The 24,617-nt window shown below is 73.6% G+C and carries 20 protein-coding genes and 1 pseudogene; 13 read left to right on the top strand and 8 right to left on the bottom strand.

Features of this window, described 5'->3' with window-relative positions; all coding sequences use genetic code 11:
• The 3 genes from AB0B41_RS24565 (at nt 1) to AB0B41_RS24555 (ending at nt 7,432) form a co-directional block, all read left to right on the top strand.
• Nucleotides 1-5,625: a biotin carboxylase N-terminal domain-containing protein gene (locus tag AB0B41_RS24565; protein WP_358207146.1), complete on the top strand. Its 5,625-nt coding sequence runs from the start codon at nt 1-3 to the stop codon at nt 5,623-5,625.
• A 1-nt stretch (nt 5,626) separates the two neighbouring features.
• The gene (locus AB0B41_RS24560; protein WP_358207144.1) at nt 5,627-6,412 is read left to right on the top strand and encodes a beta-ketoacyl-ACP reductase; all 786 of its coding nucleotides are present in this window, start codon (nt 5,627-5,629) and stop codon (nt 6,410-6,412) included.
• 132 nt (nt 6,413-6,544) lie between these two features.
• Nucleotides 6,545-7,432, top strand: a complete 888-nt coding sequence (locus AB0B41_RS24555) for a DUF4190 domain-containing protein (RefSeq protein ID WP_358207142.1) — start codon at nt 6,545-6,547, stop codon at nt 7,430-7,432.
• 100 nt (nt 7,433-7,532) lie between these two features.
• Here the strand turns inward: AB0B41_RS24555 and AB0B41_RS24550 are convergent, their stop codons facing one another.
• Nucleotides 7,533-8,792, bottom strand: a complete 1,260-nt coding sequence (locus AB0B41_RS24550) for a glycoside hydrolase family 3 N-terminal domain-containing protein (protein WP_358207140.1) — start codon at nt 8,790-8,792, stop codon at nt 7,533-7,535.
• A 67-nt stretch (nt 8,793-8,859) separates the two neighbouring features.
• Entirely contained in the window at nt 8,860-9,870 is a 1,011-nt protein-coding gene (locus AB0B41_RS24545; protein ID WP_358207138.1) for a glutathione S-transferase C-terminal domain-containing protein, read from the bottom strand.
• A gap of 52 nt (nt 9,871-9,922) precedes the next feature.
• Here AB0B41_RS24545 and AB0B41_RS24540 point away from each other — a divergent pair, with 52 nt between their 5' ends.
• A complete protein-coding gene (locus AB0B41_RS24540; RefSeq protein ID WP_358207136.1) occupies nt 9,923-11,089 on the top strand; it encodes an acetyl-CoA hydrolase/transferase C-terminal domain-containing protein in 1,167 nt (388 codons plus the stop codon).
• Nucleotides 11,086-11,442 (top strand): VOC family protein, encoded by a 357-nt coding sequence (locus AB0B41_RS24535; RefSeq protein ID WP_358207134.1) that lies wholly within the window; start codon nt 11,086-11,088, stop codon nt 11,440-11,442. Before AB0B41_RS24540 ends, AB0B41_RS24535 begins: the two co-directional genes overlap by 4 nt.
• Before the next feature lie 70 nt (nt 11,443-11,512).
• Here AB0B41_RS24535 and AB0B41_RS24530 read toward each other — a convergent pair whose 3' ends face one another.
• Together AB0B41_RS24530 and AB0B41_RS24525 are read right to left on the bottom strand one after the other, a co-directional pair.
• On the bottom strand, nt 11,513-12,394 hold the full coding sequence (locus AB0B41_RS24530) for an alpha/beta hydrolase (protein ID WP_358207132.1): 882 nt from the start codon (nt 12,392-12,394) through the stop codon (nt 11,513-11,515).
• Between the two features lie 76 nt (nt 12,395-12,470).
• Nucleotides 12,471-13,193, bottom strand: a pseudogene (locus AB0B41_RS24525) (GtrA family protein); the annotation flags it as partial.
• On the opposite strand from AB0B41_RS24525, the gene AB0B41_RS24520 reads away from it, so the two are divergent.
• Nucleotides 13,192-13,635, top strand: coding sequence for a hypothetical protein (locus AB0B41_RS24520; protein ID WP_358207130.1), 444 nt, complete (start codon nt 13,192-13,194; stop codon nt 13,633-13,635). The pseudogene AB0B41_RS24525 and the gene AB0B41_RS24520 overlap by 2 nt on opposite strands.
• Here AB0B41_RS24520 and pcaG read toward each other — a convergent pair.
• Both pcaG and pcaH read right to left on the bottom strand, forming a co-directional pair.
• Entirely contained in the window at nt 13,632-14,207 is a 576-nt protein-coding gene (pcaG, locus tag AB0B41_RS24515) for a protocatechuate 3,4-dioxygenase subunit alpha (RefSeq protein WP_358207128.1), read from the bottom strand. The genes AB0B41_RS24520 and pcaG overlap by 4 nt on opposite strands.
• The gene (pcaH, locus tag AB0B41_RS24510) at nt 14,200-14,910 is read right to left on the bottom strand and encodes a protocatechuate 3,4-dioxygenase subunit beta (RefSeq protein WP_358207126.1); all 711 of its coding nucleotides are present in this window, start codon (nt 14,908-14,910) and stop codon (nt 14,200-14,202) included. Before pcaH ends, pcaG begins: the two co-directional genes overlap by 8 nt.
• Nucleotides 14,911-15,029: 119 nt before the next feature.
• Between pcaH and AB0B41_RS24505 the strand changes: the two genes are divergently transcribed.
• The 5 genes from AB0B41_RS24505 (at nt 15,030) to AB0B41_RS24485 (ending at nt 19,336) form a co-directional block, all read left to right on the top strand.
• Nucleotides 15,030-15,809, top strand: coding sequence for an IclR family transcriptional regulator (locus AB0B41_RS24505; protein WP_358207124.1), 780 nt, complete (start codon nt 15,030-15,032; stop codon nt 15,807-15,809).
• Nucleotides 15,810-15,881: 72 nt separating this feature from the next.
• Nucleotides 15,882-16,880 (top strand): acetamidase/formamidase family protein, encoded by a 999-nt coding sequence (locus AB0B41_RS24500; RefSeq protein ID WP_358207183.1) that lies wholly within the window; start codon nt 15,882-15,884, stop codon nt 16,878-16,880.
• An 11-nt stretch (nt 16,881-16,891) separates the two neighbouring features.
• Nucleotides 16,892-17,635 carry an SDR family oxidoreductase gene (locus AB0B41_RS24495; protein WP_358207122.1) on the top strand — a complete coding sequence of 248 codons (744 nt, stop codon included), beginning with the start codon at nt 16,892-16,894 and terminating at the stop codon, nt 17,633-17,635.
• A 4-nt stretch (nt 17,636-17,639) separates the two neighbouring features.
• Nucleotides 17,640-18,773: an epoxide hydrolase gene (locus tag AB0B41_RS24490; protein WP_358207120.1), complete on the top strand. Its 1,134-nt coding sequence runs from the start codon at nt 17,640-17,642 to the stop codon at nt 18,771-18,773.
• 206 nt (nt 18,774-18,979) lie between these two features.
• Entirely contained in the window at nt 18,980-19,336 is a 357-nt protein-coding gene (locus AB0B41_RS24485) for a hypothetical protein (RefSeq protein ID WP_358207118.1), read from the top strand.
• Between the two features lie 303 nt (nt 19,337-19,639).
• On the opposite strand, the gene AB0B41_RS24480 is transcribed toward AB0B41_RS24485, so the two are convergent.
• The gene (locus tag AB0B41_RS24480) at nt 19,640-20,809 is read right to left on the bottom strand and encodes an FIST N-terminal domain-containing protein (RefSeq protein ID WP_358207116.1); all 1,170 of its coding nucleotides are present in this window, start codon (nt 20,807-20,809) and stop codon (nt 19,640-19,642) included.
• A 300-nt stretch (nt 20,810-21,109) separates the two neighbouring features.
• On the opposite strand from AB0B41_RS24480, the gene AB0B41_RS24475 reads away from it, so the two are divergent.
• Complete coding sequence (locus tag AB0B41_RS24475) at nt 21,110-21,712, top strand: superoxide dismutase (RefSeq protein WP_358207114.1); 603 nt, start codon at nt 21,110-21,112, stop codon at nt 21,710-21,712.
• 142 nt (nt 21,713-21,854) lie between these two features.
• On the opposite strand, the gene AB0B41_RS24470 is transcribed toward AB0B41_RS24475, so the two are convergent.
• Nucleotides 21,855-23,153 (bottom strand): competence/damage-inducible protein A, encoded by a 1,299-nt coding sequence (locus tag AB0B41_RS24470; RefSeq protein ID WP_358207112.1) that lies wholly within the window; start codon nt 23,151-23,153, stop codon nt 21,855-21,857.
• 217 nt (nt 23,154-23,370) lie between these two features.
• Between AB0B41_RS24470 and AB0B41_RS24465 the strand changes: the two genes are divergently transcribed.
• A partial coding sequence (locus AB0B41_RS24465) for a glycosyltransferase (protein WP_358207110.1) occupies nt 23,371-24,617 on the top strand: 1,247 nt, incomplete at its 3' end.

Here is a 24,617-nt window from a genome sequence, read left to right as displayed (position 1 = left end):
ATGGCCCTCGTGAGCAGCTTCTCCCGGATCGCGATCGTCAATCGTGGTGAGCCCGCCATGCGGCTCATCCACGCCGTGCGCGAGTGGAACGCCGCGGGTGGATCCCCGCTGCGGACCGTCGCGCTGCACACCGCCGTGGACCGTCGCGCCATGTTCGTGCGCGAGGCCGACGAGGCCGTGCTCATCGGCCCGGACGACCCCGACCACCTCGGTCCGTCGCCCTACCTCGACCACGCGGAGCTGGAGCGGGCCCTGAAGGTGGCCCGCGCGGACGCCGTCTGGCCGGGCTGGGGCTTCGTCTCCGAGAAGGCGGAGTTCGCCGAGCTGTGCCGGGACCTCGGCATCACCTTCATCGGCCCGTCCCCCGAGGTCATGCGCGACCTCGGGGACAAGATCGCCGCGAAGAGGCTCGCCGAGCGCGTCGGCGTGCCGCTCGCGGCCTGGTCCGGCGGCCCGGTCGCCGACCTCGCCGAGGCGCGGGAGAAGGCGGAGGCGATCGGCTACCCGCTGATGGTCAAGGCCACCGCGGGCGGCGGCGGGCGCGGGATCCGCTACGTCGCCACGCCCGACGACCTCGCCGAGGCCTTCGAGCGCGCCGCGTCCGAGGCCGGCAAGACCGCCGGCGACGCGACCGTGTTCCTCGAGCGCGCGGTCCGCGGCGGGCGGCACGTCGAGGTGCAGGTCGTCGCCGACGCCACCGGCGACGTCTGGACCCTGGGCGTGCGGGACTGCTCCGTGCAGCGCCGCAACCAGAAGGTCATCGAGGAGTCCGCCTCCACCGCGCTCGACGCCGAGCAGGAGGAGCTGCTGCGCTCCTCCGCCGCCGAGCTGGCCCGCGCCGCCGGCTACGTCAACGCCGGCACCGTGGAGTTCCTCTACGAGCCCAAGGAGCGACTGCTGTCGTTCCTCGAGGTCAACACCCGCCTGCAGGTCGAGCACCCGGTCACCGAGGCGTGCACCGGCGTCGACATCGTCAAGCTGCAGCTGCACGTCGCGGGCGGCGGCAAGCTCGCCGACATCGCGCCGGAACCGCCGCGCGGCACGGGCTGGGCGATCGAGGCCCGCCTCACCGCCGAGGACCCGGAGCGCGGCTTCGCGCCCGCCCCCGGCGTCATCGAGCACCTCGCGCTGCCCGCCGGCCCCGGGATCCGGGTGGACACCGGCGTCGCGACCGGGGACGTCATCCCGCCGCAGTTCGACTCGATGATCGCCAAGATCATCGCGTGGGGCCGGGACCGCGACGAGGCCCGCGCCCGCCTGCTGCGCGGGCTGCGCCAGACCGCCGCGGTGATCGACGGCGGCACCACCAACAAGGCCTTCCTGCTCGACCTGCTGCAGCGGCCCGAGCTGATCGCCGGCGAGACCGACACGACCTGGCTCGACGGGCTGATGGCCCAGGGCTACACCCCGCCGCGCCGGCTCGACGTCGCGCTCCTCGCCACCGCCGTCGAGGCGCACGACGGGCACGTCGCCCGTCAGCAGGAGCGGCTGTTCACCGCCGCCGAGCGCGGCCGGCCCGAGGTCGGCGCCGAGACCTGGCACCAGACGGACGTCCGCGCGGCCGGCGAGTCCTACCGGCTGCGGGTCGCCCGCACCCGGGCGAACCGCTACCGCGTGGTGCTCGAGGTGCCCGGTGGCACCCCGCAGGCCGTGGACGTCGACGTCGAGCGCTCCGGCCGCTTCGAGCGCCGGCTCACCGTCGGCGGAACCACGTACTCGGTGCTGTCGGCCCCGCAGGACACGGACTACCTCGTCGAGGTCGACGGCGCCGTGCACCGGATCTCCGGCGGCGAGGCCGGCATGGTCCGGGCGCCCGCCCCGGCCATGGTCGTGGCCGTCCCGGTGATCGCCGGGCAGGAGGTCGCCGAGGGCGACGTCGTCGCGATCGTCGAGTCGATGAAGCTGGAGACCGCGCTGCGGGCCCCGTTCGCGGGCACCGTCGCCGAGGTCCTGGTGCCGTCGAACACGCAGGTCGAGGGCGGCACGAAGCTGGTCCGGCTGGAGCCCGCGGCCGACGCCGCCGGCCCCGCCGCGGGCGGCGACCGCGCCGACTTCTCCGCGCTGCTCGGCACCGGCGCCGACGCCGACCCCGCGGCCGACGCCGCCGACGCCCTCACCGCGCTGCGCTGGCAGGTGCTCGGCTTCGACGTCGACGAGCGGCAGTCCCGCCCGCTGCTCGCCCGGCTCGACGCCGCGCGCGCCGCGCTGCCCGGGGACGACCCGGCCGTGCTCGCCGGCGAGACCGCCGTGCTGCGGATCTTCACCGACCTGTCGGCGCTGTCCCGCAACCGCCGCGAGTCCGACGAGCCCTCCGACGGCAACGGCAACGGCGAGTCGGGGCGCAACCCGCAGGAGTACCTGCACGCCTACCTGCGGTCCCGGGACGTCGAGGCCGAGCAGCTGCCGGAGTCCTTCCGCGCCAAGCTGCGCCGCGCGCTCGCGCACTACGGGGTGGAGCTCGAGGGCTCCGCCAAGGGTTCCGGCACCCAGCTCGAGCCCGCGCTGTACCGGATGTTCCTGGCGCACCGCCGCGCCACCGCGCACGAGCCGGTGATCCTCAACCTGCTGCAGTGGCGGCTGGCGCACCCGGAGTCCCTGGCGGGGCTGCCGGCGGCGACCCGCGAGGAGTACCTGCGCACGCTCGACGGCCTGGTCCTGGCCACCCAGCTGCGGCACCCCGTCGTCGGCGACCTGGCCCGCCGGGTCCGCTACCACTGCTTCGACGCCCCGGCGGTCGAGGCGGAGCGCGACCGCGTGCACCGCGAGGTGCGGACGCAGCTCGACGAGCTGGCCGAGCAGCCGGACGCCGCCGACCGCGCGGAGCGGATCGAGGCGCTGGTCGCCTCGTCCGAGCCGATCCTCGGGGTCTTCGGGACGCGGCACAACGCCGCCCTGCTCGAGGTCATGACCCGGCGCTACTACCGGATCCGGCCGCTGCAGGACCTGCGGATCAGCGAGAGCATCGGGCTGCCGGTGCTCACGGCGTCGTACACGCACCGGGGCAACGACCACACGGTCCTCGCCACGGTGATCGACAACAACGACCCGCGGCGCGCGCTGGCCGCCGCGAACCAGATGCGGCGGCTGGTCGAGGAGCTGCCCGAGGGCCGCACGGCGCTGGTGGACCTGTACGTCACCTCCACCCATGCGGACGACCGGGGCGACCCCGACGCCCGCGCCGACCGGGTGCGGGCCGCGATCGGCGCCGTGCCGACCGGCCGGGTCGCCCGCGTCGCGGTGGCCGTGCGCCCCAACCCGTCCGAGACGGCCGACGTCCTGGCCGACCCCGACCCGGTGTGGTTCACCTTCCGCCCGGAGTCCGACGGCACGCTCGTCGAGGACCGCACGCTGCGCGGCCTGCACCCGCTCGTCGCGGAGCGGCTCGGGCTGTGGCGGCTCGGCAACTTCGAGCTGCGCCGGCTGCCGGCCGAGCCGGACGTGCACCTGTTCCACGCCACCGGCAAGAACGTGCGCGAGGACCAGCGCCTGCTGGCCCTGTCCGACGTCCGACGGCTCACCGTGCTTCGGGACGACGCCGGCGTCATCCGGTCGCTGCCCGAGCTGGAGCGGGCGATCGACGCCTGCCTCGACAGCCTGCGCAGCGTGCGGAGCCGGGACCCGAAGCTGGCCAAGCTGGGCTGGAACCGGATCCTGCTGCACGTCTGGCCGGTCGTCGACATCCCGTTCGAGGAGCTCGACACGGTGGTCCGGCGGCTCGCCGCCCGCACCGGGTCGCTGGGCCTGGAGCAGGTGCTGGTGCAGTTCCGGGCCGACCGCCCGGGCGAGGACACACCGCACGAGTACCTGCTGCGGTTGTCGCGGCCGCCGGGCGCGGGCCTCACCGTGCGGCTCGACGAGCCGCCGACGGGCCTCATGCGTGAGCTCGACGCCTACGCCCAGAACGTGATCAAGGCGCAGCGTCGCGGGGCGGTCTACCCGTACGAGATCATCCCGATGCTGACCGGGCCCGAGGGCCGGTTCGTCGAGTACGACCTGGTCGAGGGCTCGGGCGTCGACCCGGTGGCCGAGCCGGTCGAGCGCGAGCCCGGCCGCAACACGGCCAACATCGTGCTCGGCACGGTCACCATGCCCACCGCGAAGCAGCCCGAGGGCATGACGCGGGTGGTGCTGCTCGGCGACCCGACGCGGGGGCTGGGCGCGCTGGCCGAGCCCGAGTGCGCGCGGGTGTGCGCGGCGATCCGGCTCGCCCGCGAGCTGGACGTGCCGCTCGAGTGGTTCGCGGTGTCGTCCGGCGCCAAGATCGCCATGGACTCCGGCACGGAGAACATGGACTGGATCTCGCGCGCCCTGCGGGCGATCATCGAGTTCACCCAGGACGGCGGCGAGGTCAACGTCGTCGTCACGGGGATCAACGTCGGCGCCCAGCCCTACTGGAACGCCGAGGCCACGATGCTCACCCACACCAAGGGCATCCTGGTCATGACGCCGGACAGCGCGATGGTCCTCACCGGCAAGCAGAGCCTGGACTACTCCGGCGGCGTCTCGGCCGAGGACAACTTCGGCATCGGCGGCTACGACCGGATCATGGGCCCGAACGGGCAGGCGCAGTACTGGGCGCCGGACCTGGCCGGGGCCGTCGACGTCCTGCTCCGGCACTACGAGCACACCTACCGGATCCCCGGCGAGCGGTTCCCGCGGCCGGCCCCGACCAACGACCCGGTGCAGCGCGACGTCACGACCGCGCCGCACGAGGGCGGGGAGTTCACCACCCTCGGCGAGATCTTCTCGTCCGAGACCAACCCGGGGCGCAAGAAGCCCTTCGACATCCGCTCCGTGATGCGCGGCGTGGCCGACCTGGACCACGCCCCGCTCGAGCGGTGGGCGGACATGCACGACGCGGACTCCGTCGTCGTGTTCGACGCCCACCTGGGCGGCCAGCCCGTGTCCCTGCTCGGCATCGAGTCCAAGCCGATCCCGCGGCGGGGCGTGCTGCCCGTCGACGGGCCCGAGCAGTTCACCGCGGGCACGCTGTTCCCGCGCTCGTCGAAGAAGACGGCGCGGGCGATCAACGCGGCGAGCGGCAACCGGCCGCTGGTGGTGCTGGCGAACCTCTCCGGGTTCGACGGCTCGCCGGAGTCCCTGCGCTCGCTGCAGCTGGAGTACGGCGCCGAGATCGGCCGGGCGATCGTCAACTTCGACGGCCCGATCGTGTTCTGCGTGGTCTCCCGCTACCACGGCGGGGCGTTCGTGGTCTTCTCCGCGACGCTCAACGACCACATGGAGATCGCGGCCGTCGAGGGCTCGTACGCCTCCGTGCTGGGCGGCGCGCCTGCCGCCGCCGTGGTGTTCGCCGGTGAGGTCCGCAAGCGGACCGCCGCCGACGAGCGCGTCACGGCCCTCGAGGGGCGCATCGCCGCCGCAGTCGAGGCGGGATCCGACGCCGAGGCCTCCCGGCTGCGCGCCGAGCTCGCCTCGGTCCGGGCCGCAGTCCGCTCGGAGAAGCTCGGCGCCGTCGCCGAGGAGTTCGACAGCACCCACTCGATCCAGCGGGCCCAGCGCGTCGGGTCCGTGCACAAGATCGTCGATCCGCACCAGCTCCGGCCGTACCTCGTCGACGCCGTCCGCCGGGGCATCGCACGCACTCTCGAGGAACTGGAGACCTGACATGACGACCGCCGCCCCCGCTCCCGGACCCCTAGCGACCGACACCCACCCCGAACCGCGCGTCGCCCTCGTCACCGGCGGGGCCCGCGGGATCGGGGCGGCGATCACCACCACCCTGGCCCGCGCCGGGGTGCACGTGGCCGCCGGCTACAGCTCCAACGCCAAGGCCGCCAACGACCTGGCCGAGAAGCTGCGGGCCGAGGGCTGCTCGGTCTCGGTGCACCAGGGCAACGTCGGCGTCCCGGAGGACTGCCAGCGGTACGCCGACGAGGTGCTCGCGGCCCACGGGAAGATCGACTACCTGGTCAACAACGCGGGGATCACCGTCGACAAGACGGTGCGGCGGATGACCGTCGAGGACTGGCACGCGGTGCTGCGGATCAACCTCTCCGGCGCCTTCTACATGACCAAGGCCGTGCTGGACCACATGTCCGGCAACGGCTTCGGCCGGATCGTCAACATCAGCTCGGTGATCGGCGAGTCCGGCGCCGTGGGCCAGGCGAACTACGCGGCGTCGAAGTCCGGCCTGTTCGGGTTCAGCAAGAGCCTGGCGCAGGAGGTGGCGCGCAAGGGGATCACGGTCAACTGCGTGGCCCCGGGCTACATCGAGACCGAGATGGTGGCGGCGGTCCCGGAGAAGGTGCTGGAGAAGCTGCTCGAGAACGTCCCGGTCGGGCGGCTGGGCCAGGCGCACGAGATCGCCCGCGCCGTCCAGTTCCTCCTCGACGACGAGGCCGGCTACATCACCGGCAGTGTCGTCGCCGTCAACGGCGGGCTGGACATGTAACTCTGCTGGTCAGGCGAACGGCGCTCTCGCTCATATCTAGTGAGCGGGAGCGCTGTTCGTGTTCTCTCATCAGTTCTGACGAAGCCCGCGAGGAGAGGTAACAGGAGCAGCGGACTGCGCCGAAGGCACAACGTGACCACCTCCTCGCAGCCGCCGCAGGGCGGACAGCCCCAGCACCCCGGCCCGTACGGGCCGCCGCCGCAGTACGGCCAGTACCCGCAGCACGGCCGGTACGGCGCCCCGCAGCAGCCGTGGGCGCAGGTCCCGCAGCATTACGCCCCGGTCCCGCCGCCCGCACCGCAGCCGCGCAACGGCCTCGGCACCGCCGGCTTCGTGCTCGGCCTGCTGGCCCTGCTGTTCGCCTGGATCCCCTTCATCGGCGTGATCGGCTGGCCGCTGTCGATCCTCGGCCTGATCCTCTCGGGCTTCGGCCTGCAGCGCGTCACCAGCGGCAAGGCCGACAACAAGGGCCTCTCGGTCGCGGGTATCGCGCTCTCCGCGATCGCCCTGCTGGTCTGCATCCTCTGGGCCACCGCCTTCGCCAGCGCGGTCAGCGAGACCTCGACGTCCTCCGGCACGGTCTCCGGTGCGACAGCTCCGACCGCCGCGGCGAGCGCACCGGCCGCGTCGCAGACGGTGGGCTTCGGGCAGACGTACACCTACAAGGACGGGCTGGCGGTGACGATCGCGGCGCCGGTGGACTTCACCCCGTCCAGCTCCGCCTACCCGCAGAACGTCGACCGCGCAGTGCTGCTCACCGTCACCGTGCAGAACGGGACCGACAAGCCGTTCGAGCTCAACACCTTCGGCAACGGCCCGGACGTGACCTTTGCCGGCACGCACGCCGATGAGATCACCGACCTCCAGAAGCTGGAAGTCGCCGAGTCGACCACCGTCCTGCCCGGCAAGAGCTACACGTACAAGAAGGCCTTCGCCGTCGGCTCCGGCACAGGTGAGCTGCAGGCCGAGTGGACCCGCGAGGTCTTCTCCGAGCCCGTGATCTTCACCGGCCAGGCCTGACCTCCGAGCCCGTCACCGGGCCACACCGGGTGGTCACGCACCGGCCCGGTGACACGAACGGCGCTCTCGCTCATACCCAGTGAGCGAGAGCGCCGTTCGCTCATGTGCGGCGGCAGAGGTTCTTGGCGGCGAGGATGCGCTCGACCGCGCGGTCGTTGTCCGCGGCGGTGATCTTCCCGGAGTCGAGGGCCTGCTGGAGGGCGTCGAGGATCGGGGCGACCGGCTCGACGTTCGACGACAGCGCCACGTCCGCGCCCGCCGCCAGCGCGGTGAGGCTCGCCTGCGGCAGCGTGAACCGGTTGCTGACGGCCTTCATCGCGCCGAGGTCGTCCGTCATGACCAGGCCGTCGAACCGGTACTCGTCGCGCAGCAGCGTGTAGGTCGCCGGGGTGAGCGAGGAGGGCAGGTCGTCCGTGAGGCCCGGGACGTCGAGGTGCCCGACCATCACGCCGACGCGGTCGTGGTCCAGCTGCGCCAGCAGGTCGGTGTACGGCTTCAGGTCCGCCTGCCGCAGCTGGTCGAGCGGCGGCACGGAGACGCGGCCCTGGTGCGAGTCGCCGCTGGAGCGCCCGTGCCCGGGGAAGTGCTTGAGCACGCCGTAGACGCCGGCCTGCCGCAGCCCCTCCTCGAACGCGCCGGCGTAGCGGGTGACCACCGCGGGGTCGCTCGAGAAGGAGCGGTCCCCGATCACCGAGGTGGCCGGCTGGTCGCTGACGTCGACGTCCGGCGCCAGGTCCCAGGTCACACCGCGGGCCGCCAGCTGGCGGCCGCGCTCCTCGGCGAGGGCGCGCACCCGCTCGGGGGTCTTCTTCGCCATCGCGCGGGCGCTGGGCAGCTCGCCGTCGAGGTCGTCGATGCGCTGGACGCGGCCGCCCTCGTCGTCGACGGCCACGGCGACCGGCAGGTTCCCCGCCTCCTGCACGGCGTCGAGCGCCTTGTTCTGCAGGAGGGCGGTCGCGTTGCCGCCGATGAAGATCCCGCCGACGTGCGAGTTCCGGACGATCGTCGCTGCGCCGGCGGGGTCGGCGGCGTCGACGCCGACCATCAGCCGTTGGGCGAGCCGGTCGCGCGAGCTGAGTGCCTGGACCATGGAGACGCAGGTGGGACGCGGGTCGGCGGGAGCCGGCTCGGGCGCCGGTTGCGGGGCGGGCGCGGCCTGCTGCTGAGGTGTCCGCTCGGTGCGGGCGGAGAGCGCGACGTCGGGCGCGGCCCCGGTGATCACGCCGATCCCCGCCAACAGCGCGCCCACCACGAGCCCGGCGCTGAGGACCGAGACCGCACGCCGGCGCCGACGCGGCGGGCGCGGCCGCTCGGGGGCTTCGGGCGCCAGGTCTCCGGGAGGGAAGCTCTCGATCCGCATCGCACCCCAGTGTCCCTGCCGGGCCGGGCCGTCCCGCACACCCCCGGCCCGCGCGTCGGGTTGCGGCTCAGCCGAGCGGGGGGACCTGCTCCCCCACCGGCGGCGGCTCGGGCGGGGTGCCGTCGCCGAAGGGACGCCCGCCCAGCTCCTCGCGGTGGTGCGGGGTGAGCCAGCCGGAGAGGTCCGGGCCGGCCGGGACGATGCCCGTCGGGTTGATCTCCCTGTGGACCCCGTAGTAGTGCTGCTTGATCTGGGTGAAGTCGATCGTGTCGCCGAACCCCGGCGTCCGGAACAGGTCCCGCGCGTAGGCCCACAGCACCGGCATCTCGGTGAGCTTCTGCCGGTTGCACTTGAAGTGGCCGTGGTAGGCGGAGTCGAAGCGGACGAGCGTGACCCAGAGCCGCACGTCCGCCTCGGTGATCGTGTCGCCGACGAGGTAGCGCTGGTCCGCGAGCCGGTCCGAGAGCTCGTCGAGCCGGTCGAACAGCGCCGTGTACGCCCGCTCGTACGCCCGCTGCCCCTTGGCGAAGCCCGCCTTGTACACGCCGTTGTTGACGTCGTGGAAGATCTGCTCGGAGATCTCCTCGATCTCGTCGCGGTACTTCTCCGGGAACAGGTCCGGCGCGCCCGGGCGGTGGTGGGCCGACCACTGGGTGGCGAAGTCGAACTCCAGGGCCTTGTAGTCGTTGGTCACGACCTTCCCGCTGGCCACCTCGACGACCGCCGGCACCGTCACGCCCTTGTCGTAGCCCGGCACCGCCTTCTCGTAGGCCTCGCGCAGGTACTCGATCCCGAGCACCGGGTCCTTGTTCCCGGGGTCGAGATGGAACCGCCAGCTCCGGTCGTCGTGCAGCGGGCCGGCGATGCCCAGCGAGATGACCGGCTCCAGACCGTGCAGCCGCCGCGAGATGATCGCCCGGTTCGCCCACGGGCATGCCCGCGCCCCGACCAGGCGGTAGCGGTCCGGCTCGACGGGCCACGGCGACGATCCGTCCGAGGTGATCCGCTCCTGCACCCCGAGCGGCTCCCGCACGAACTCGTCCGTGCTCGACCGGGCGGCGCCTGCGATGTCGGCCATACCTGGAATCTAGGTCCTCCCGGCCCGTCCCGCCGTGTGGTCGAATCCGACCATGGTCACCGCGGCGGAGCTGTCGGATCTGGTGCGCCCCGGGATGCGGGTGGCCCTCGGCGACGGGTGCGGCACGCCGCTCTCCCTGCACGGCCCGTTGAGCCGCGCGGCCGAGGGCAAGGAGGTGCGGCTCGTCCTCGGCTGGATGCCCGGCCTGGCGCCCGACCTGGACCCCGCGGCCTTCGCCGACATCAGAGTGCTGATGGGCGGGCCCGGCGTGCGGCGCATGGTCGAGGCGGGGCAGGCGCACGTCGTCCCCTGCCGGCTGTCCGCCGTCCCCGCCCTGATGGCGGGCGCGCTGAAGCCCGACCTGCTCGTCGGGACGCTGGTCCGCGGACCCGACGGCCTGCACCTCGGCGCCGAGGCCTCCTACCTGCGCGGGATCGTCGACGCCGGGGTGCCGGTCGCCGCCGTCGTCTCCACGGCCGTCCCGCTCGCCGAGGTCGGCCCGCCGATTCCCGGGGAGCAGGTCACCGTGCTCGGCGAGACGGACGCGCCCCCGATCGAGATCCCCGACGCCGCCCCCACGCCGGCCGACGAGATCGTGGCGCGGCACGTCGCCGGGCTCGTCCCGGAGGGCGCGCGGGTGCAGGTCGGGCCCGGGCGGCTCGCGCAGGCGATGGTCGGGGCGCTCGAGGTGCCGGTGCGGATCGACTCGGGGCTGCTGCCCGACCCGGTCGTCGACCTCGACGCGAAGGGCCTGCTGCTCGACGAGCCCGTCGCCGCCTACCTCTGCGGCACGCGGCGGCTCTACGAGTGGGCCGACGGCCGGCGGATCCTGCACCCGGTCGAGGTCACCCACGACATCGGGCGGCTCTCCGCGGCCGGGGCACCGCCGTTGATCGGCCTGAACGCCGCCCTGGAGATCGACCTCGACGGCCAGGTCAACGTCGAGGGCGTCGGCCGGGCGAGCGCCGGAATGATCGGTGGGCACCCCGACTTCTGCGCCGCGGGCGTGCGCGGGTCCGGGCTGTCCGTCATCGCGATGCCCTCGACGGTGAAGGAGCGGCCGACCCTCGTCGAGCGGCTCTCCCGCCCGGTCACCACGGCCTCGCACGACGTCGAGGTGGTGGTCACCGACCGGGGCGTCGCCGACCTGCGCGGGCTGGACCGGGCGGAACGGCGGGCCGCCCTGCTGGAGCTGTGGGACGGGGAGGTGCGGTCGTGACGAGCCGGGTGATCGCCGTGGCGGTCGACGCCCGGGATGCCACCGGCCTCGCCCAGTTCTGGGCCGATGCGCTCGGCCGCGACGAGCCGTTCACCTGGGACGACGCCGCCGGGACCAGCTACGTCGAGCTGCCCGGCGAGCCGCCGCTGCTGTTCCAGCCGGTGCCCGAGGAGAAGTCCGGCAAGAATCGGCTGCACCTCGACCTCGCCCCGCCCGAGGGCACCGGGCAGCGCGAGGAGATCGCGCGGCTGGTGGAGCTGGGCGCGCGGGTCCTCGACGAGGCGGAGGGTCAAGCCTGGGTCGTGCTCGCCGACCCCGAGGGCAACGAGTTCTGCGTCCTCCCCCCGCGCTGATGACCTCTCGAATCGGCGCAGCTCACCCGGGGTCGTGAGTGGCAACTGCCGCTCTAGCAGCAGCTGCCGCTCACAGGAAGTCGCGCAGGGCGGAGAGAGTGGCGGGCAGGTTCTCCTCCACCAGGAAGTGCCCGGCGTCGGGGATCGGCCGCCCGGTGACGAGGGCGGGGTCGGCGGCGTGGCGGCGCCAGACCTCGGTCGGGGGTTCGGGGTTGCGGCCCACCACCCCCTTCTCGCCCCACAGGACGAGGGTCGGCGCGCGGAGCCTCGCGCCCTCGGCGTCGTGCTCCAGGTCGATCGTGGCACCGGCCCGGTAGTCCTCGAGCATCGCGTGCCGCGCCTCGGGATCGGCGAAGGCCTTCTCGTACGCGGCGAGGGACTCGGCGTCGTGGGCCGCGAGCCCGCTCCCCCAGCTGCCGAGCAGGCGGTGCAGGTAGTAGAGCGGGTCGCCGGCGATCAGCCGCTCGGGCAGGTCGGCGGGCTGGATGAAGAAGAACCAGTGGTAGTAGGCCTGTGCGAGCGCACGGTCGACGTGCTCGTAGACGTAGCTCGTCGGCAGGATGTCCAGCATCGCGAGCTTCTCCACGCGGTCGGCGTGGTCGAGGGCGAGCCGGTGGGTCACGCGGGCGCCCCGGTCGTGCCCGACCACGGCGAACCGCTCGAACCCCAGCTCGGCCATCACCCCGGCCTGGTCGGCCGCCATGGCGCGGAACGAGTAGCCGTAGTGGTCCTCACCGGAGGGCGGACGGTCGGACTCCCCGTACCCGCGCAGGTCGGTCGCGACGACCGTGTGCCGCTCGGCCAGCTCGCGCATCACCGGCCGCCACATCACGTGACTCTGCGGGAAGCCGTGGAGCAGGAGCACCGGCGGGCCCTCGCCGCCGCGCGTCCCGTGGATCCTGACCCCGTCGACCGTGACGTCGAAGGACGTGAACCCCGTCGTGTCCGCCATGGTCCGGACCGTAGCCCGGGTCGTCGCCGTCGGCAGGCGGTTCGGCGTCCCCGGACCGGGTCTCGAACACCCACGCCTTGAGCACCGCGAACCGGATCAGCCCGCCCAGTACGCTGGCCATCGTGACCGCCGCCGTCTCCTCCAGCGGGGTGGCGCCGGGGACGATCTCGTGCAGGACCAGCAGGACGGCGGTGCTGTAGCCGGCGTAGAAGGCGACGGTCCCCGCGTCCTGGATGTAGACCCGCCAGCGGTGCGCCGAGGCCCCTTGGAAGGTGAAGCGCCGGTTGATCTCGGTGCTCACCGCCGTGCTGAGCAGCAGCGCGACGAGGTTGGCCGGCACGGCGTCGAGGACCAGCCGCATGAGCAGGTAGAGCAGGGCGTTGACGGCGGTGCCGAGCCCGCCGACCACGCCGTACCGGACCAGCTGCGCCAGCAACGGGAAGCGCGCCCGGAACGCGACGGCCCCCCGGCCCAGCCCCGCCACGGCACCGGCGGTGAGCTCGGCGAGTGCGTGCCCCGGGTGCGTCACCCCGACCGCCCTGCTCGCCGTCACCCGTCCACCTCTTCCGCCCGATCCCGTGATCGGTACCTTTGTCGCATCCCCGCCTGGGTCTACGCCCTTCCCCAGCTGTGCAAACGCTGTGAGGGACGATCTTTCATCCCTCCGGGGGAGATCCGTGACGGAGTCGTGATCACCGCTACCCGTCACCGGTCCGAGGTACGCGCGTTGACCGTGTGAGGTCGATCGCCACCCGTCCGGGTGGCGGGCCGGGACATCGACAGGGGGGCGGCCGGACATGCGTCGGACGGCATTGGCACTCGCGGTCATCGCGCTCGTCGCGACGGGTGGCATCGCGGCCGCCACGGCGGCCTCCGCGGCCCCGACGAGTGATCCGGCCGTCGCACACGGCTACTACCTGGCGCAGAACGGGACCGCGTGGGACGGCTCGTGGTCGCCCCAGTCGGACACGCTCGTCGACCCGAAGGTCGGGCACTGCTACGACCTGACGTCGCTGGCCACCGGACCCGGCGCGGACTGGACGGAGTCGGTGAACCGCACCGACAAGGTCGCCCTGCTGTCCACGAACACCTGCGCGCAGCAGGCGGAGGACGCCCGGGACACGAGCGGGGAGGCCGCAGCGGCCGCGCATCAGGCGGCGCGCTGGACCTCCCCGGACTCGGTGTCGCCGGGCTCCGGCGACTACACGTTCCGCTCGGTGAGCTTCGCGAACGTGCCCTAGACCTGCAGGAACACCGTCTCGCGGTCGCCCTGCAGGTGGATGTCGAAGCGGTACTCCGCCTCGCCGACCTCCTCGGCGACCAGGGTGTCCCGCCGCTCGGCCGGCACGGCGGCGAGGACCGGGTCGGTGTCGTTGCCGGGCTGCCCGGCGAAGTAGATCCGGGTGACGACGCGGTCGAGCAGGCCGCGCGCGAACACCGACACGTCGAGGTGCGGCGCCTCCTGGGCATCGGTGTCCAGCGCCGGCAGTGCGCCGGGCAGCACGGTCCGGACGCTCCAGCGACCCGTCTCGTCCGTGCAGCTGCGCCCGAAGCCGACGAAGCCCGGCACCGAGGGCTCGACGGCCCCGCGCGGGTCGTCGGGGTGCGCGAAGCGGCCGTCGGGGTCCGCCTGCCAGGTCTCGATCAGCCCGTCGGTGATCGGCACGCCGGCGCCGTCGTAGACGATCCCGGAGATCACGATCTCGCCCGGCGTACCGGGCGGGACGACGTCGGCGCCCTTCGGCCAGTCCAGCCCGAGCCGCAGGTACGGCCCGACGGTCTGGGACGGCGTCAGCGGCAGCTGCTCACTCATGGGGCTCCTCGAACGGGGTCTGCTCGCGGCCGCGCAGCACGATGTCCCAGCGGTAGGACAGCGCCCACTCGGGCTGGGTGGTGTCCATGTCGAAGGTCGAGATCATCCGCTCCCGGGCACCCTCGGGCGCCGATCGGAAGATCGGGTCGAACGCGAACAGCGGGTCCTCGGGGAAGTACATCTGCGTCACGAGCCGCTGGGTGAACGCCCGCCCGAACAGCGAGAAGTGGATGTGCGCCGGCCGCCAGGCGTTGTGGTGGTTGCCCCACGGGTACGCGCCGGGCTTGATCGTGGTGAACGAGTACTCGCCGAGCGAGTTCGTGACCACGCGGCCGCCGCCGGAGAAGTTGGGGTCCAGCGGGGCGGGCCAGGTGTCGCGCTTGTGCGCGTAGCGGCCCGCGGCGTTGGCCTGCCAGACCTCCACCAGCGTGTCCGGCACCGGGCGGCCGTCGGAGTCGAGCACCCGGCCGGACACGGTGATCCGCTGGCCGAGGGGCTCGCCCTCGTGCTGGCGGGTCAGGTCGTGGTCGTTCGGCCCGATCTCGCCGACGAGCAGGGGCCCGGTGACCTCGGTCAGCCGCTGCGGAACGATGACCGGCCGCTGCGTCGGGGCCCGCAGCCCGGTGCTCTTGTAGCCCGCGTAGTCGAGCGGGGGGTGGGTGTCCCTCGGCTGCTGGTAGGGCCGGGGATGGGCCAGGGTCATCGATCGCTCCTCTCCGAGCGTCTCGCTGCACGGTGCCTGTCGGCGCGTCGCCCAGCACTGTGCGGCACGGAGCCGCCACGACTCGACCGGCCTTCCGTTGTGCGGAAGAATGCCCGCTCGTGGCAGGCAGGTCGACGGTGACGGCGCGGGTCCTCGACGTCCTCGGGGCCTTCACCGCCGCCACCCCGGAGCTGTCCCTCACCGAGATCAGCAGGCGGACCGGGCTCCCCCTCACCACGACCCACCGCCTCGTCGGCGAGCTCGCCGCGTGGGGCGCGCTCGAACGCGGCGAGGGTGGGCTCTACCGGGTGGGGCTGCGGCTGTGGGAGGTCGGCGCGCTCGCCCCGCGCGGGCTCGGGCTGCGCGAGCGGGCGATGCCGTACCTCGAGGACCTGCACGAGGTCACCCGGGAGAACGTCCAGCTCGCGGTGCTCGACGGCGCCGAGGTCGTCTACGTCGAGCGGCTCGCGGCCCGGGACGCGGTGAGCATCCGCTCCCGCGCCGGTTCCCGGCTGCCGGCGACGGCCACGGGCGTCGGGCTGGCACTGCTGGCGCACGCCGACCCCGAGCACGTCGAGAAGGTGCTGGCGGCGCCGTTCCGCCGCTTCACCGAGCGGACGCTGACCGAACCGGACCGGGTGCGGCACCTGCTGGGCGAGGTCCGCCGGACCGGCGTGGCGATCAGCGAGCAGCAGATCGAGATGGTCTCCCAGTCGGTCGGGGCGCCGATCCGGGCGGGCCAGGGCCGCGTCGTCGCCGCGCTGTCCATCGTGGTCCCGATCGAGGCGAACCCGCACGCCTACGTGCCCGCGGTGCTCGCCGCCGCGCGGGGCATCTCGCGGGCCCTCGGCGCGTCCGCGCTCGCCACCGGGAGCACGAGCGGCGCGTTCGCCCAGTAGGTGTGAGCGAGAGCGCCGCTCGCCGGGCGCGGGGGTTGTGGCGCGATGGGTGAAGGCGCAACGATCGCCGGCATGGACGTGGTGGAGTACCGGCCGACGCGTGACCAGTACGTCTGGACCTTCGGCGGGGTGGCGCCATCGCACCGGATCACGCCGGGCACGCTGCTGCGGCTCTGGACCGAGGACGCCTTCTCCGGGCGGCTGACCTCCACGAGCGACCGCCCCAGCGCCGTGCTGAACATGGCCGAGGTCAATCCGCAGACCGGCCCGTTCCACGTCGAGGGCGCGGAGCCGGGCGACACGCTCGCGCTGCACTTCGTCGACATGACGCCGGCGCGGGACTGGGGCGCGTCGTCGACGATCCCCTTCTTCGGCGCGCTCTCGACCACGGAGCGCACCGCGCTGCTGCACGACCCGCTGCCCGAGCGGACCTGGATCTACGAGCTCGACCGGGCGCGGGGCGTCGTCCGGTTCGCGGCGCAGAGCGTGGACCTGGAGCTCGAGCTGCCGTGCAACCCGATGCTGGGCACGGTCGGCGTGGCCCCGGCCGGGCGCGAGGTGCGCTCGAGCCTGGTGCCGGACCTGTTCGGCGGCAACATGGACACGCCCGAGATGAAGCCGGGCGTGACCTGCTACCTGGGCGTCAACGTCGAGGGCGCGCTCTTCTCGGTCGGCGACGGGCACTACCGCCAGGGCGAGGGCGAGAGCTGCGGCACCGCCGTCGAGGGCGCCATGGACGTCACGCTGATCGTCGAGCTGATCAAGAACACGCCGACGGTCTGGCCGCGGATCGAGTCGGACACGCACTACACCGTCGTCGGCTCGGCCCGGCCCCTGGAGGACGCCTGGCGGGCCAGCCAGATCGGCATGATCGCCTGGCTCGGCGAGCTGTACGGGCTGGACCGGCTCGACGCCTACCAGCTGCTCACCCAGATCTCGGAGTCGCCGCTCGCCAACGTGGTCGACACCAACTACAGCGCGGTCACCAAGATCGCGAAGAACCTCCTGCCCGCCGGGTCGGCGTACGGGGGCATGCACGCCCACCTGCGCGACACCGCCCGCACGATCTAGAGGAGAGACGCGTGGACCTGCAGCTCCGCGGCCGGAAGGCCCTGGTCACCGGCGGGACGAAGGGCATCGGCGGCGCCGTCGTCGACCTGCTGGTCGAGGAGGGCGCCACGGTCGCCTTCTGCGCCCGCAACGCCGAGGAGGTGGCGGCCAGGGCGAAGGCGACCGGGGCGAGCGGCCGGGCCCTGGACGTCGCCGACGCGGAGGCCCTCACCGCCTGGGTGCGGGACGAGGGCGAGGCCGGCGGGATCGACATCGTGATCGCCAACGTCAGCGCCCTGGCCATCGGGCCCGGCGAGGAGAACTGGAAGAACTCCTTCGAGGTCGACCTCATGCACACTGTGCGGATGGTCGAGGCGGCGATGCCGTACCTCGAGAAGAGCGACGTGCCGGCGATCGTCGCGGTGTCGAGCGTGTCCGGGCGCGAGGCGGACTTCGCCGGCGGCTCCTACGGCGTGATGAAGGCCGCGATCGTGCACTACATGTCCGGGCTCGCGTTCGACCTCGCCGCCAAGGGCATCCGGGCCAACACCGTCTCGCCCGGCAACGTCTACTTCGACGGCGGCGTCTGGCAGAGCATCGAGGCCGGCCAGCCGGAGTTCTTCGCCGAGGCCATGGCGCTGAACCCCACCGGTCGGATGGGCACGCCCGAGGAGACGGCCTACGCCGTCGTCATGCTCGCGAGCCCGCGCGCGAGCCGGATCAGCGGGACCAACCTGGTGGCCGACGGCGCGCTCACACGCGGCGTGCAACTGTAGGGCCGTGCGCGACTTCCGCATCGACGTTCCCGAGGCCGACCTCGACGACCTCCGCGACCGGCTCCGCCGCACCCGCTGGCCGGAGCCGGCGACGGTCGACGGCTGGACGCAGGGCGTGCCGCTCGACTACGCGAAGGAGCTCGTCGCGTACTGGGCGGACGAGTACGACTGGCGGCGCTGCGAGGCCGAGCTGAACTCGTACCCGCAGTTCACGACGGGTCTCGACGGCGGCGGCGACGACACGGTCGAGGTGCACTTCCTGCACGTCCGGTCCCCGCACGAGGACGCCCTGCCGCTGATCCTCACGCACGGGTGGCCGGGCTCGGTGATCGAGTACGTCGGACTGGTCGACGCGCTCACCAAGCCGGAGGACCCGGCCGACGCCTTCCACGTCGTCATCCCCTCGTTGCCCGGGTTCGGGTTCAGCGGCAAGCCCTCGGTGTCCGGGTGGGGCGTCGAGCGGATCGCGACCGCGTGGGCGCAGCTGATGGACCGCCTCGGCTACGACCGCTACGGCGCGCAGGGCGGCGACTGGGGCTCGATGATCACGGCCGCGCTGGGTACCGGGATGCCCGAGGCCCTCGCCGGCATCCACCTCACGATGCCGCTGGCCGAGGCCCCGCCCCAGGAGGAGCGCCGCACCCTCTCCCGCGAGGAGAAGGAGGCGCTGATGTTCGCCAAGCGCTTCAAGGTCACCGGCACGGGCTACTCGGCCGAGCAGTCCACCCGGCCGCAGACGCTGGGCTACGGGCTCACCGACTCCCCCGTCGGGCAGGCGTGCTGGATCGTCGAGAAGTTCTGGGACTGGACGGACTGCGCCGGGCACCCCGAGAACACGATCCCGCGGGACCGGCTGCTGGACAACGTGATGATCTACTGGCTCACCGCGAGCGCCGCCTCCAGCGCCCGGCTGTACTGGGAGAGCTTCCGCAAGCCGCGCATGGACACCGTCGAGGTGCCGACCGGCGCCACGGTGTTCCCGCACGAGATGAGCCGGCTGCCGCGCCACTGGCTCGAGCGCCGGTTCACCGACCTGCGGCACTTCTCGCACCCGGTGGCGGGCGGGCACTTCGCGTCGCTGGAGCAGCCGGAGACCTTCGTCGACGAGGTGCGGACCTTCTTCCGGATGGTGCGCTGACCGATCGTGGTCGGCCGCTGCCTCGTGACGCACGTTCGAGTGACAAACGGTTGCCTGTGTTGACGCATCGAGACGGATGTCACCGTCGATCCCGTACTCGTACCCCCGTCGAGTGACCCTCGTTGGAGTGATCGTCTGCGGATGATCACTCCATCCCGGACACATCCCCGGAACCACGAGGTCACGGTCCGCCCAGTGGGTCCACTGTGGTCGGACGCGCGGCGTGCCACGAAGGAGACCCGCTGACCCGCACCACGAGCACCGCCCTCCGCCGCTGCCCGGCCCGCCTCCAGGGGAACCCGGCGGTCAACGTCGGGGGCGTCGGCAACAGCGGCGACGTGCGCCAGGTCGCGGTGAGCGAGAACGCGGCGAACTCGGGCGTCGCGCAGCACGGGTCGGGGCGCGGCGGCGGTCAGTACGCGGTGCAGGGCGGCGGCCTGCTCGGCCTCGACCTGCAGCTCGCGCCGGCGGTCACCATCGGCGGCATCCTGAACTCCGGCGATGTCCGTCAGACCGCCGTCACCGAGAACTCGACGAACTCCGGCGTCGCGCAGCACCGCTGAGCGGACCCAGAACCTGGGCCGACGGGCCCTGCCACCGCGGCCGGCGTGGGGACGCCGCCGCGGGGTCGCGGACACCGGGGAGCGGGTCCGCGACCACTCCCGGCGGGCGTGGAACGGTGCCCCGTTCCACGCCCGGCCGGAGCGCCCGCAGCCGAGCTGCAAGGTCCACCTCCTCGCGCGCTCCGTCAGGCGCGCCACACTCGGCCGAGCGCCGCCCCGCTTCGGACGCGACGGTCCCCCTGAGCGTTCCCCCACCCGCCCGAGCCGCCGATCACGACGCGTCGAGCGGCGGCTCCGGACCGACTACTCGAACGCCAGCACCGAGGCCGTGAAGCTGTGGAGGTGGTTCCGCCCGCCCACCGGCCCGATCTCGCCGGCGGCGAAGAACCCGGCCACCGGGATCTCGCCGAGCTCGGCCCGGACGATCCGGGGGTCGTGGTCGGCGTCGGGGAACATGCCCGCGCCGCGGCCGTTGCACGAGAACAGCAGCGCACCGCGAACCTGGGGGAGGTCGTCGAGCAGGTGGGCGAGGTCCTCGCCCGCGCCGGCGGCGTCGCGCACCTGGAACCGCACGGTCCGCCCGACCTCGACCACGTCGCCGACCGCCACCGCGCCCGCCTCCGGCTCGATGCCCATCACGCCGCGGATGAGGAAGTCGCCGCGGCCGTGCTCGTCGGCGTACTCGTCCATCGCGACGCCCAGGTGCAGGGCCTGCGCCGCCTGGCGCTGCTCCTCCGGCGGCAGCGCCTGGACGATCGCGCCGAGCTTCGCGTAGGCCTGCTCGCCGGCCAGCTCCAGCAGCAGGTTCGCCTTCGCCGCGGTCACGATCATCGGCGGCCCGATCGGGCGGCAGCCCTGGCTCACCACGGTCCGGACCCCGGCGCCGCGGCCGATCAGCACGCCGGCCGCGCCGCCGTCGAGCACCTCGCCGTCGAGCACGAGGCGGTTGCCGCCGGGGGCCGCGCCGACGCTCGCCAGTCCGCCCATCAGCGGCAGGCCCGGGAGCAGCTCGGCGGACCGCTCGAGGTAGCCGCCGACCGGGAACGAGAACGGGTCGACGAGCAGGATCGCCGCCTCCGCGGCGGCCGCGGCCGCCGCCGGTGGCGTGCCCGTGACCTCGATGCCGCCGGAACCGCGCCGCGCGCCGAGCCGGAACGTGTCGAGCGGTACGCCGGGCAGGGCCGCGGCGAACACCGAGACCGACGGTTCCTGCTCGACACCACGGCCGTCGGCGATCACGCCGTGTGCGGTCGTGCCGATGGCGGCACGCGCGCCCGCGATCTCCATGGCGCGCACGGCGGCCGCCGCGGCCGCGTCGGGATCGCCTCCGCGGCCCGTGGCCACGAAGACCACCAGCAGATCGGGTGCGCGCCCCTCGAAACCGGCCAGCGCCTCTGCGGTCGCGACCTCCGCGGCTCCGCGGAGATCGGGACCGACGGCCAGGCCGTCGCCGAAGATCCTGCCGTCGTCCATGTCGTCCCCCTCCCCCGCCACCGCGGGGAGCGCCGGTGGCGACTGAAGAATCGTCGCAGGTCCGGGGCGGCACGACCAGCCGATCCGGCGCGGAAGTGCCACGACGAGAGGGCCGCCGGACGTGCCGGGCGGCCCTCTCGTGGCGCACGGATGTCGAGCTGCCAGAACGATCACCTACGCCGGGGTCCGCACCGGGCGGACGCGGATCACCTTATCGCAGAAGACTTCGACCTGCGAACAACTTGCAACAAGGGATAGCGTCGGGCCCGACGGACCCCGACACGGAACGGAGTACCCCTCGTGGCCGAGTACACGCTGCCCGAGCTGCCGTACGACTACGGCGCGCTCGCCCCGCACATCGCGCCGGAGATCATGGAGCTGCACCACTCCAAGCACCACAACACGTACGTCACCGCGCTCAACGGCGTCCTCGACAAGCTCGCGGAGGCGCGTGCAGCCGGGAACTTCGACGCGATCGTCGGGCTGGAGAAGACGCTCGCGTTCAACCTCGGCGGCCACGTGAACCACTCGGCGTTCTGGCAGAACCTCTCCCCCGAGGGCGGCGACAAGCCGGACGGCGAGCTCGCCGCGGCGCTCGACGAGGACTTCGGCTCGTTCGACGCCTTCCAGGCCCACTTCACGGCCGCGGCCACCACGATCCAGGGCTCCGGCTGGGCGATCCTCGGCTGGGACCAGCTCGGGAAGCGGCTGCTGGTGCACCAGCTCTACGACCAGCAGTCCCAGCTCCCGGCCGGCCAGGTCCCGATCGTGCTGCTGGACATGTGGGAGCACGCCTTCTACCTGCAGTACAAGAACGTCAAGCCGGACTACGTCACGGCGTGGTGGAACGTCGTGAACTGGGCGGACGCGCAGCAGCGCTTCGCCGCCGCCCGCGCGAGCTGAGCCGACGGGCCGGGCCCGCACTCCAGCGTGCCCGGCCCCTAACGGTGCCAGAACTCCCGACTCGCGGTGCCAGAACTCCCGACTCGCGGAAATACTTTCCCCATCCGTGAGTCGGGCTCTCGCCCCCGCGGGTCGGGCGAGGTCAGTGCGGGAGGCCGCCGGCGGCGCGGAGCAGCAGGTGCATCGCGAGGTCGGTGGAGCGCTCCCTGATGTCCCCCCGCGATCCGGGCAGGACCGGGTCGCGGGCGAGGACCTGCCCGTCGGCCGTGGTGACGCAGAAGCAGACGTACCCGACGGGCTTGGCCTCGGTCCCGCCACCTGGACCGGCCACCCCCGTGATCCCGACCCCGATCGAGGCGCCGAACTTCTCCCGCGCCCCGTCTGCCAGCGCGCGGGCGACCTCTGGCGACACCGCCCCGTGCTCGGCGATCATCTCGGCGGGCACGCCCAGCAGGGCGGTCTTGGCCTCGTTCGAGTAGGCGACCACCCCGCCGTTGACGTAGTCCGACGAGCCGGCGCGGTCGATCAGCCGCGACGCCAGCATCCCGCCGGTGCACGACTCCCCCGTCGCGACGGTGAGCCCGTGCTCGAGCAGCGCCTCAGCGAGCAGCTCGTCCGTGGTCGCGCCGACCGCGCTGACCAGCTGCTTCCGGTGCCGCGCGATCAGCTCGTCGGCCAGCTCGGTCGCGACCGTCTCGGCGCCGGGCAACGGGTGCAGGTCGACCTCGAGCTCCGAGCGGCGCAGACAGGTGGTGACCTCGACGTCGGACAGGTCCCGGGCGCGCTCGATGTCGCGGAGCGTCTCGGCGATCTCGGACTCGGGCAGGTTGAAGAAGCGCAACGACCGCGCCTCGGCCCGCGGCACGGTGGCGAGCAGCTCCGCGAAGGGCGCCGCCGCCAGCACCGCGGGCCACATCCCCTGCAGCTCCCTCGGCGGCCCGGGCAGGACCACGACGAGCGGCCCGTCCGGGCGCCGGACGACGAGCCCGGGCGCGGTCCCGACCGGCTCCAGCGCGACGGCCCCGCGCGGCACCATCGCCTGCTTGCGGGTGGCCTCGTCGAGGGCGGGCCCGGCGAACCCGGTGCGCCGCGCCCACCGCGCCACCCGGCGTCCGATCGTCTCCTGCATCGCGGTGTCGAGCTCCAGCTCCGCACCCACGAACGCCGCGACGATCTCGACCGTGATGTCGTCCGCCGTCGGGCCGAGTCCCCCGCTCGTCACCAGCAGGTCGACGCCGCCCTCGGTCACCTGCCGTAGGGCGGCCGCCAGGTCCTCCGGCCGGTCCCCGACGAGCACGACCTGCGCGACCTCGAACCCGAGCTCGCCGAGCTCGCGGGCGACCCACGGCCCGTTGGCGTCCCGGACGGCCCCGGTGAGCAGCTCGCTCCCGGTCACGACGATGCCGGCGCGCGGCCGGCCGACCCTTGATCCCTCACCCACGCAAGGACCCTACCCCGCCTCGGGCGTGTCCTCCGGAGATCGACACGGAGCGTCACCAATCCTGGCCGAACCACCCCTTCAGGCACCCTCAAGGACGTCACTGAGCTGGGGATGTGCTCGTTCTCAGGGTGGTCACAGCGTGCGTGCGGAGACTGGTGTTCGTCCCACCCGGGACACCCGAACTCCGGGGGCCGGGCGGGAACGGAAGGAACGCGAGATGACGGACGAGCACGGACCCACCTGGGTCGGCGAGACCGACGTCGACGACGTCGCGGGCCTGCACGTCGAGTCCCGCTACACCGCCGCCCGGCTGCTGGTCACCGCGCACGGCGACGCCGTGGGGCAGGTGACCGTGCCGCTGCGCGCGGGCGTGGCCGACGCCGTGACCGTGGCCGACGCGGTCCGCGCGCAGCTCGGGGCCCTGCCGGAGCCGCGGCGGGTGCCGAGCTCCGTCGAGCCGGTCACCGTCGTGATCGCCACCCGCGGACGCGCCGAGAGCCTGGGCCGCGCGGTGCGCGCGGTGCTGGCCGGCGACCACCCCGCCGTCACGGTGCTCGTGGTCGACAACGACCCGGCCGACGACGCGACCGAGCGGGTCGTGGCCGGCATCGGCGATCCGCGCGTGCGCTATTTGCGCGAGCCGCGCCGTGGCACGTCCGCCGGCCGGAACCGCGGGCTGGCCGAGGCGGAGACCAGGCTCGTCGCCTTCACCGACGACGACACCGAGGTCGACACCGCCTGGGCCCGCCGGCTGGCCGGTGCGTTCGCCGCTGACCCCGAGGTCGTCTGCGTGAGCGGGCCGGTGCTCGCCGCCCGCCTCGACACCGAGCAGGAGCTCCTCGCCGACGCGACGCTGGGCTGGGCCAAGGGCTTCCGCCCGCGGACCTACTCGCTCGCCGCGCCGCCGGAGGACTCGGCGATCTTCCCGTTCGCCCCCGGTCTGCTGGGCATCGGCGCGAACCTGGCTGTGCGGGCGGACGTCGCGCGCGAGGTCGGCGGGTTCGACGAGGCCTTCGGGCCGGGCTCGCCCACCCGCAGCGGCGAGGACTGCGAGTTCCTGGTGCGGCTGGTGCTCGCCGGGCACGTCCTGGCCTACGAACCGGCCGCCTGGGTGCGCCACCACCACCGCAGCGACCTCGCCGGGCTGCAGGAGCAGGTCGAGGGCTACGCCGTCGGCCTGGCCGGCTTCCTCACGAAGGTCGCACTCTCGCCGCGCGGCCGGGCCGCCGCGCTGCGCCGCATCCCGGCGGCCGTGCGCCGGCTGGGCGCGATCGCCGACCGCGACGCCGGGGTGACGGGCTGCTCCGAGACCGCCGCCCCGGGCTCCGGCCGGCGGCACCGGGCGCTGCTCTCCGGGCCCTGGCTCTACCTGCGCTCGCGGCGCCGCGCGATGCGGACCGGCGCCCCGGACATCTGGTCCCCGCCGTGCCGGACCACTTCGGACATGCACCCTCCCGTGCACCC

This window comes from Pseudonocardia sp. NPDC049154 (assembly GCF_040648315.1).
In the GTDB taxonomy this organism is placed as follows: Bacteria; Actinomycetota; Actinomycetes; order Mycobacteriales; family Pseudonocardiaceae; genus Pseudonocardia.
This window is presented reverse-complemented; position numbering and strand designations above follow the sequence as displayed.

Coding starts and splice junctions, on each gene's coding strand:
- AB0B41_RS24565 (WP_358207146.1), top strand. CDS start 1: ATGGCCCTCGTGAGCAGCTTCTCCCGGATCGCGATCGTCAATCGTGGT.
- AB0B41_RS24560 (WP_358207144.1), top strand. CDS start 5,627: ATGACGACCGCCGCCCCCGCTCCCGGACCCCTAGCGACCGACACCCAC.
- AB0B41_RS24550 (WP_358207140.1), bottom strand. CDS start 8,792: ATGCGGATCGAGAGCTTCCCTCCCGGAGACCTGGCGCCCGAAGCCCCC.
- AB0B41_RS24545 (WP_358207138.1), bottom strand. CDS start 9,870: ATGGCCGACATCGCAGGCGCCGCCCGGTCGAGCACGGACGAGTTCGTG.
- AB0B41_RS24540 (WP_358207136.1), top strand. CDS start 9,923: ATGGTCACCGCGGCGGAGCTGTCGGATCTGGTGCGCCCCGGGATGCGG.
- AB0B41_RS24530 (WP_358207132.1), bottom strand. CDS start 12,394: ATGGCGGACACGACGGGGTTCACGTCCTTCGACGTCACGGTCGACGGG.
- AB0B41_RS24520 (WP_358207130.1), top strand. CDS start 13,192: ATGCGTCGGACGGCATTGGCACTCGCGGTCATCGCGCTCGTCGCGACG.
- pcaG (WP_358207128.1), bottom strand. CDS start 14,207: ATGAGTGAGCAGCTGCCGCTGACGCCGTCCCAGACCGTCGGGCCGTAC.
- pcaH (WP_358207126.1), bottom strand. CDS start 14,910: ATGACCCTGGCCCATCCCCGGCCCTACCAGCAGCCGAGGGACACCCAC.
- AB0B41_RS24500 (WP_358207183.1), top strand. CDS start 15,882: ATGGACGTGGTGGAGTACCGGCCGACGCGTGACCAGTACGTCTGGACC.
- AB0B41_RS24480 (WP_358207116.1), bottom strand. CDS start 20,809: ATGGACGACGGCAGGATCTTCGGCGACGGCCTGGCCGTCGGTCCCGAT.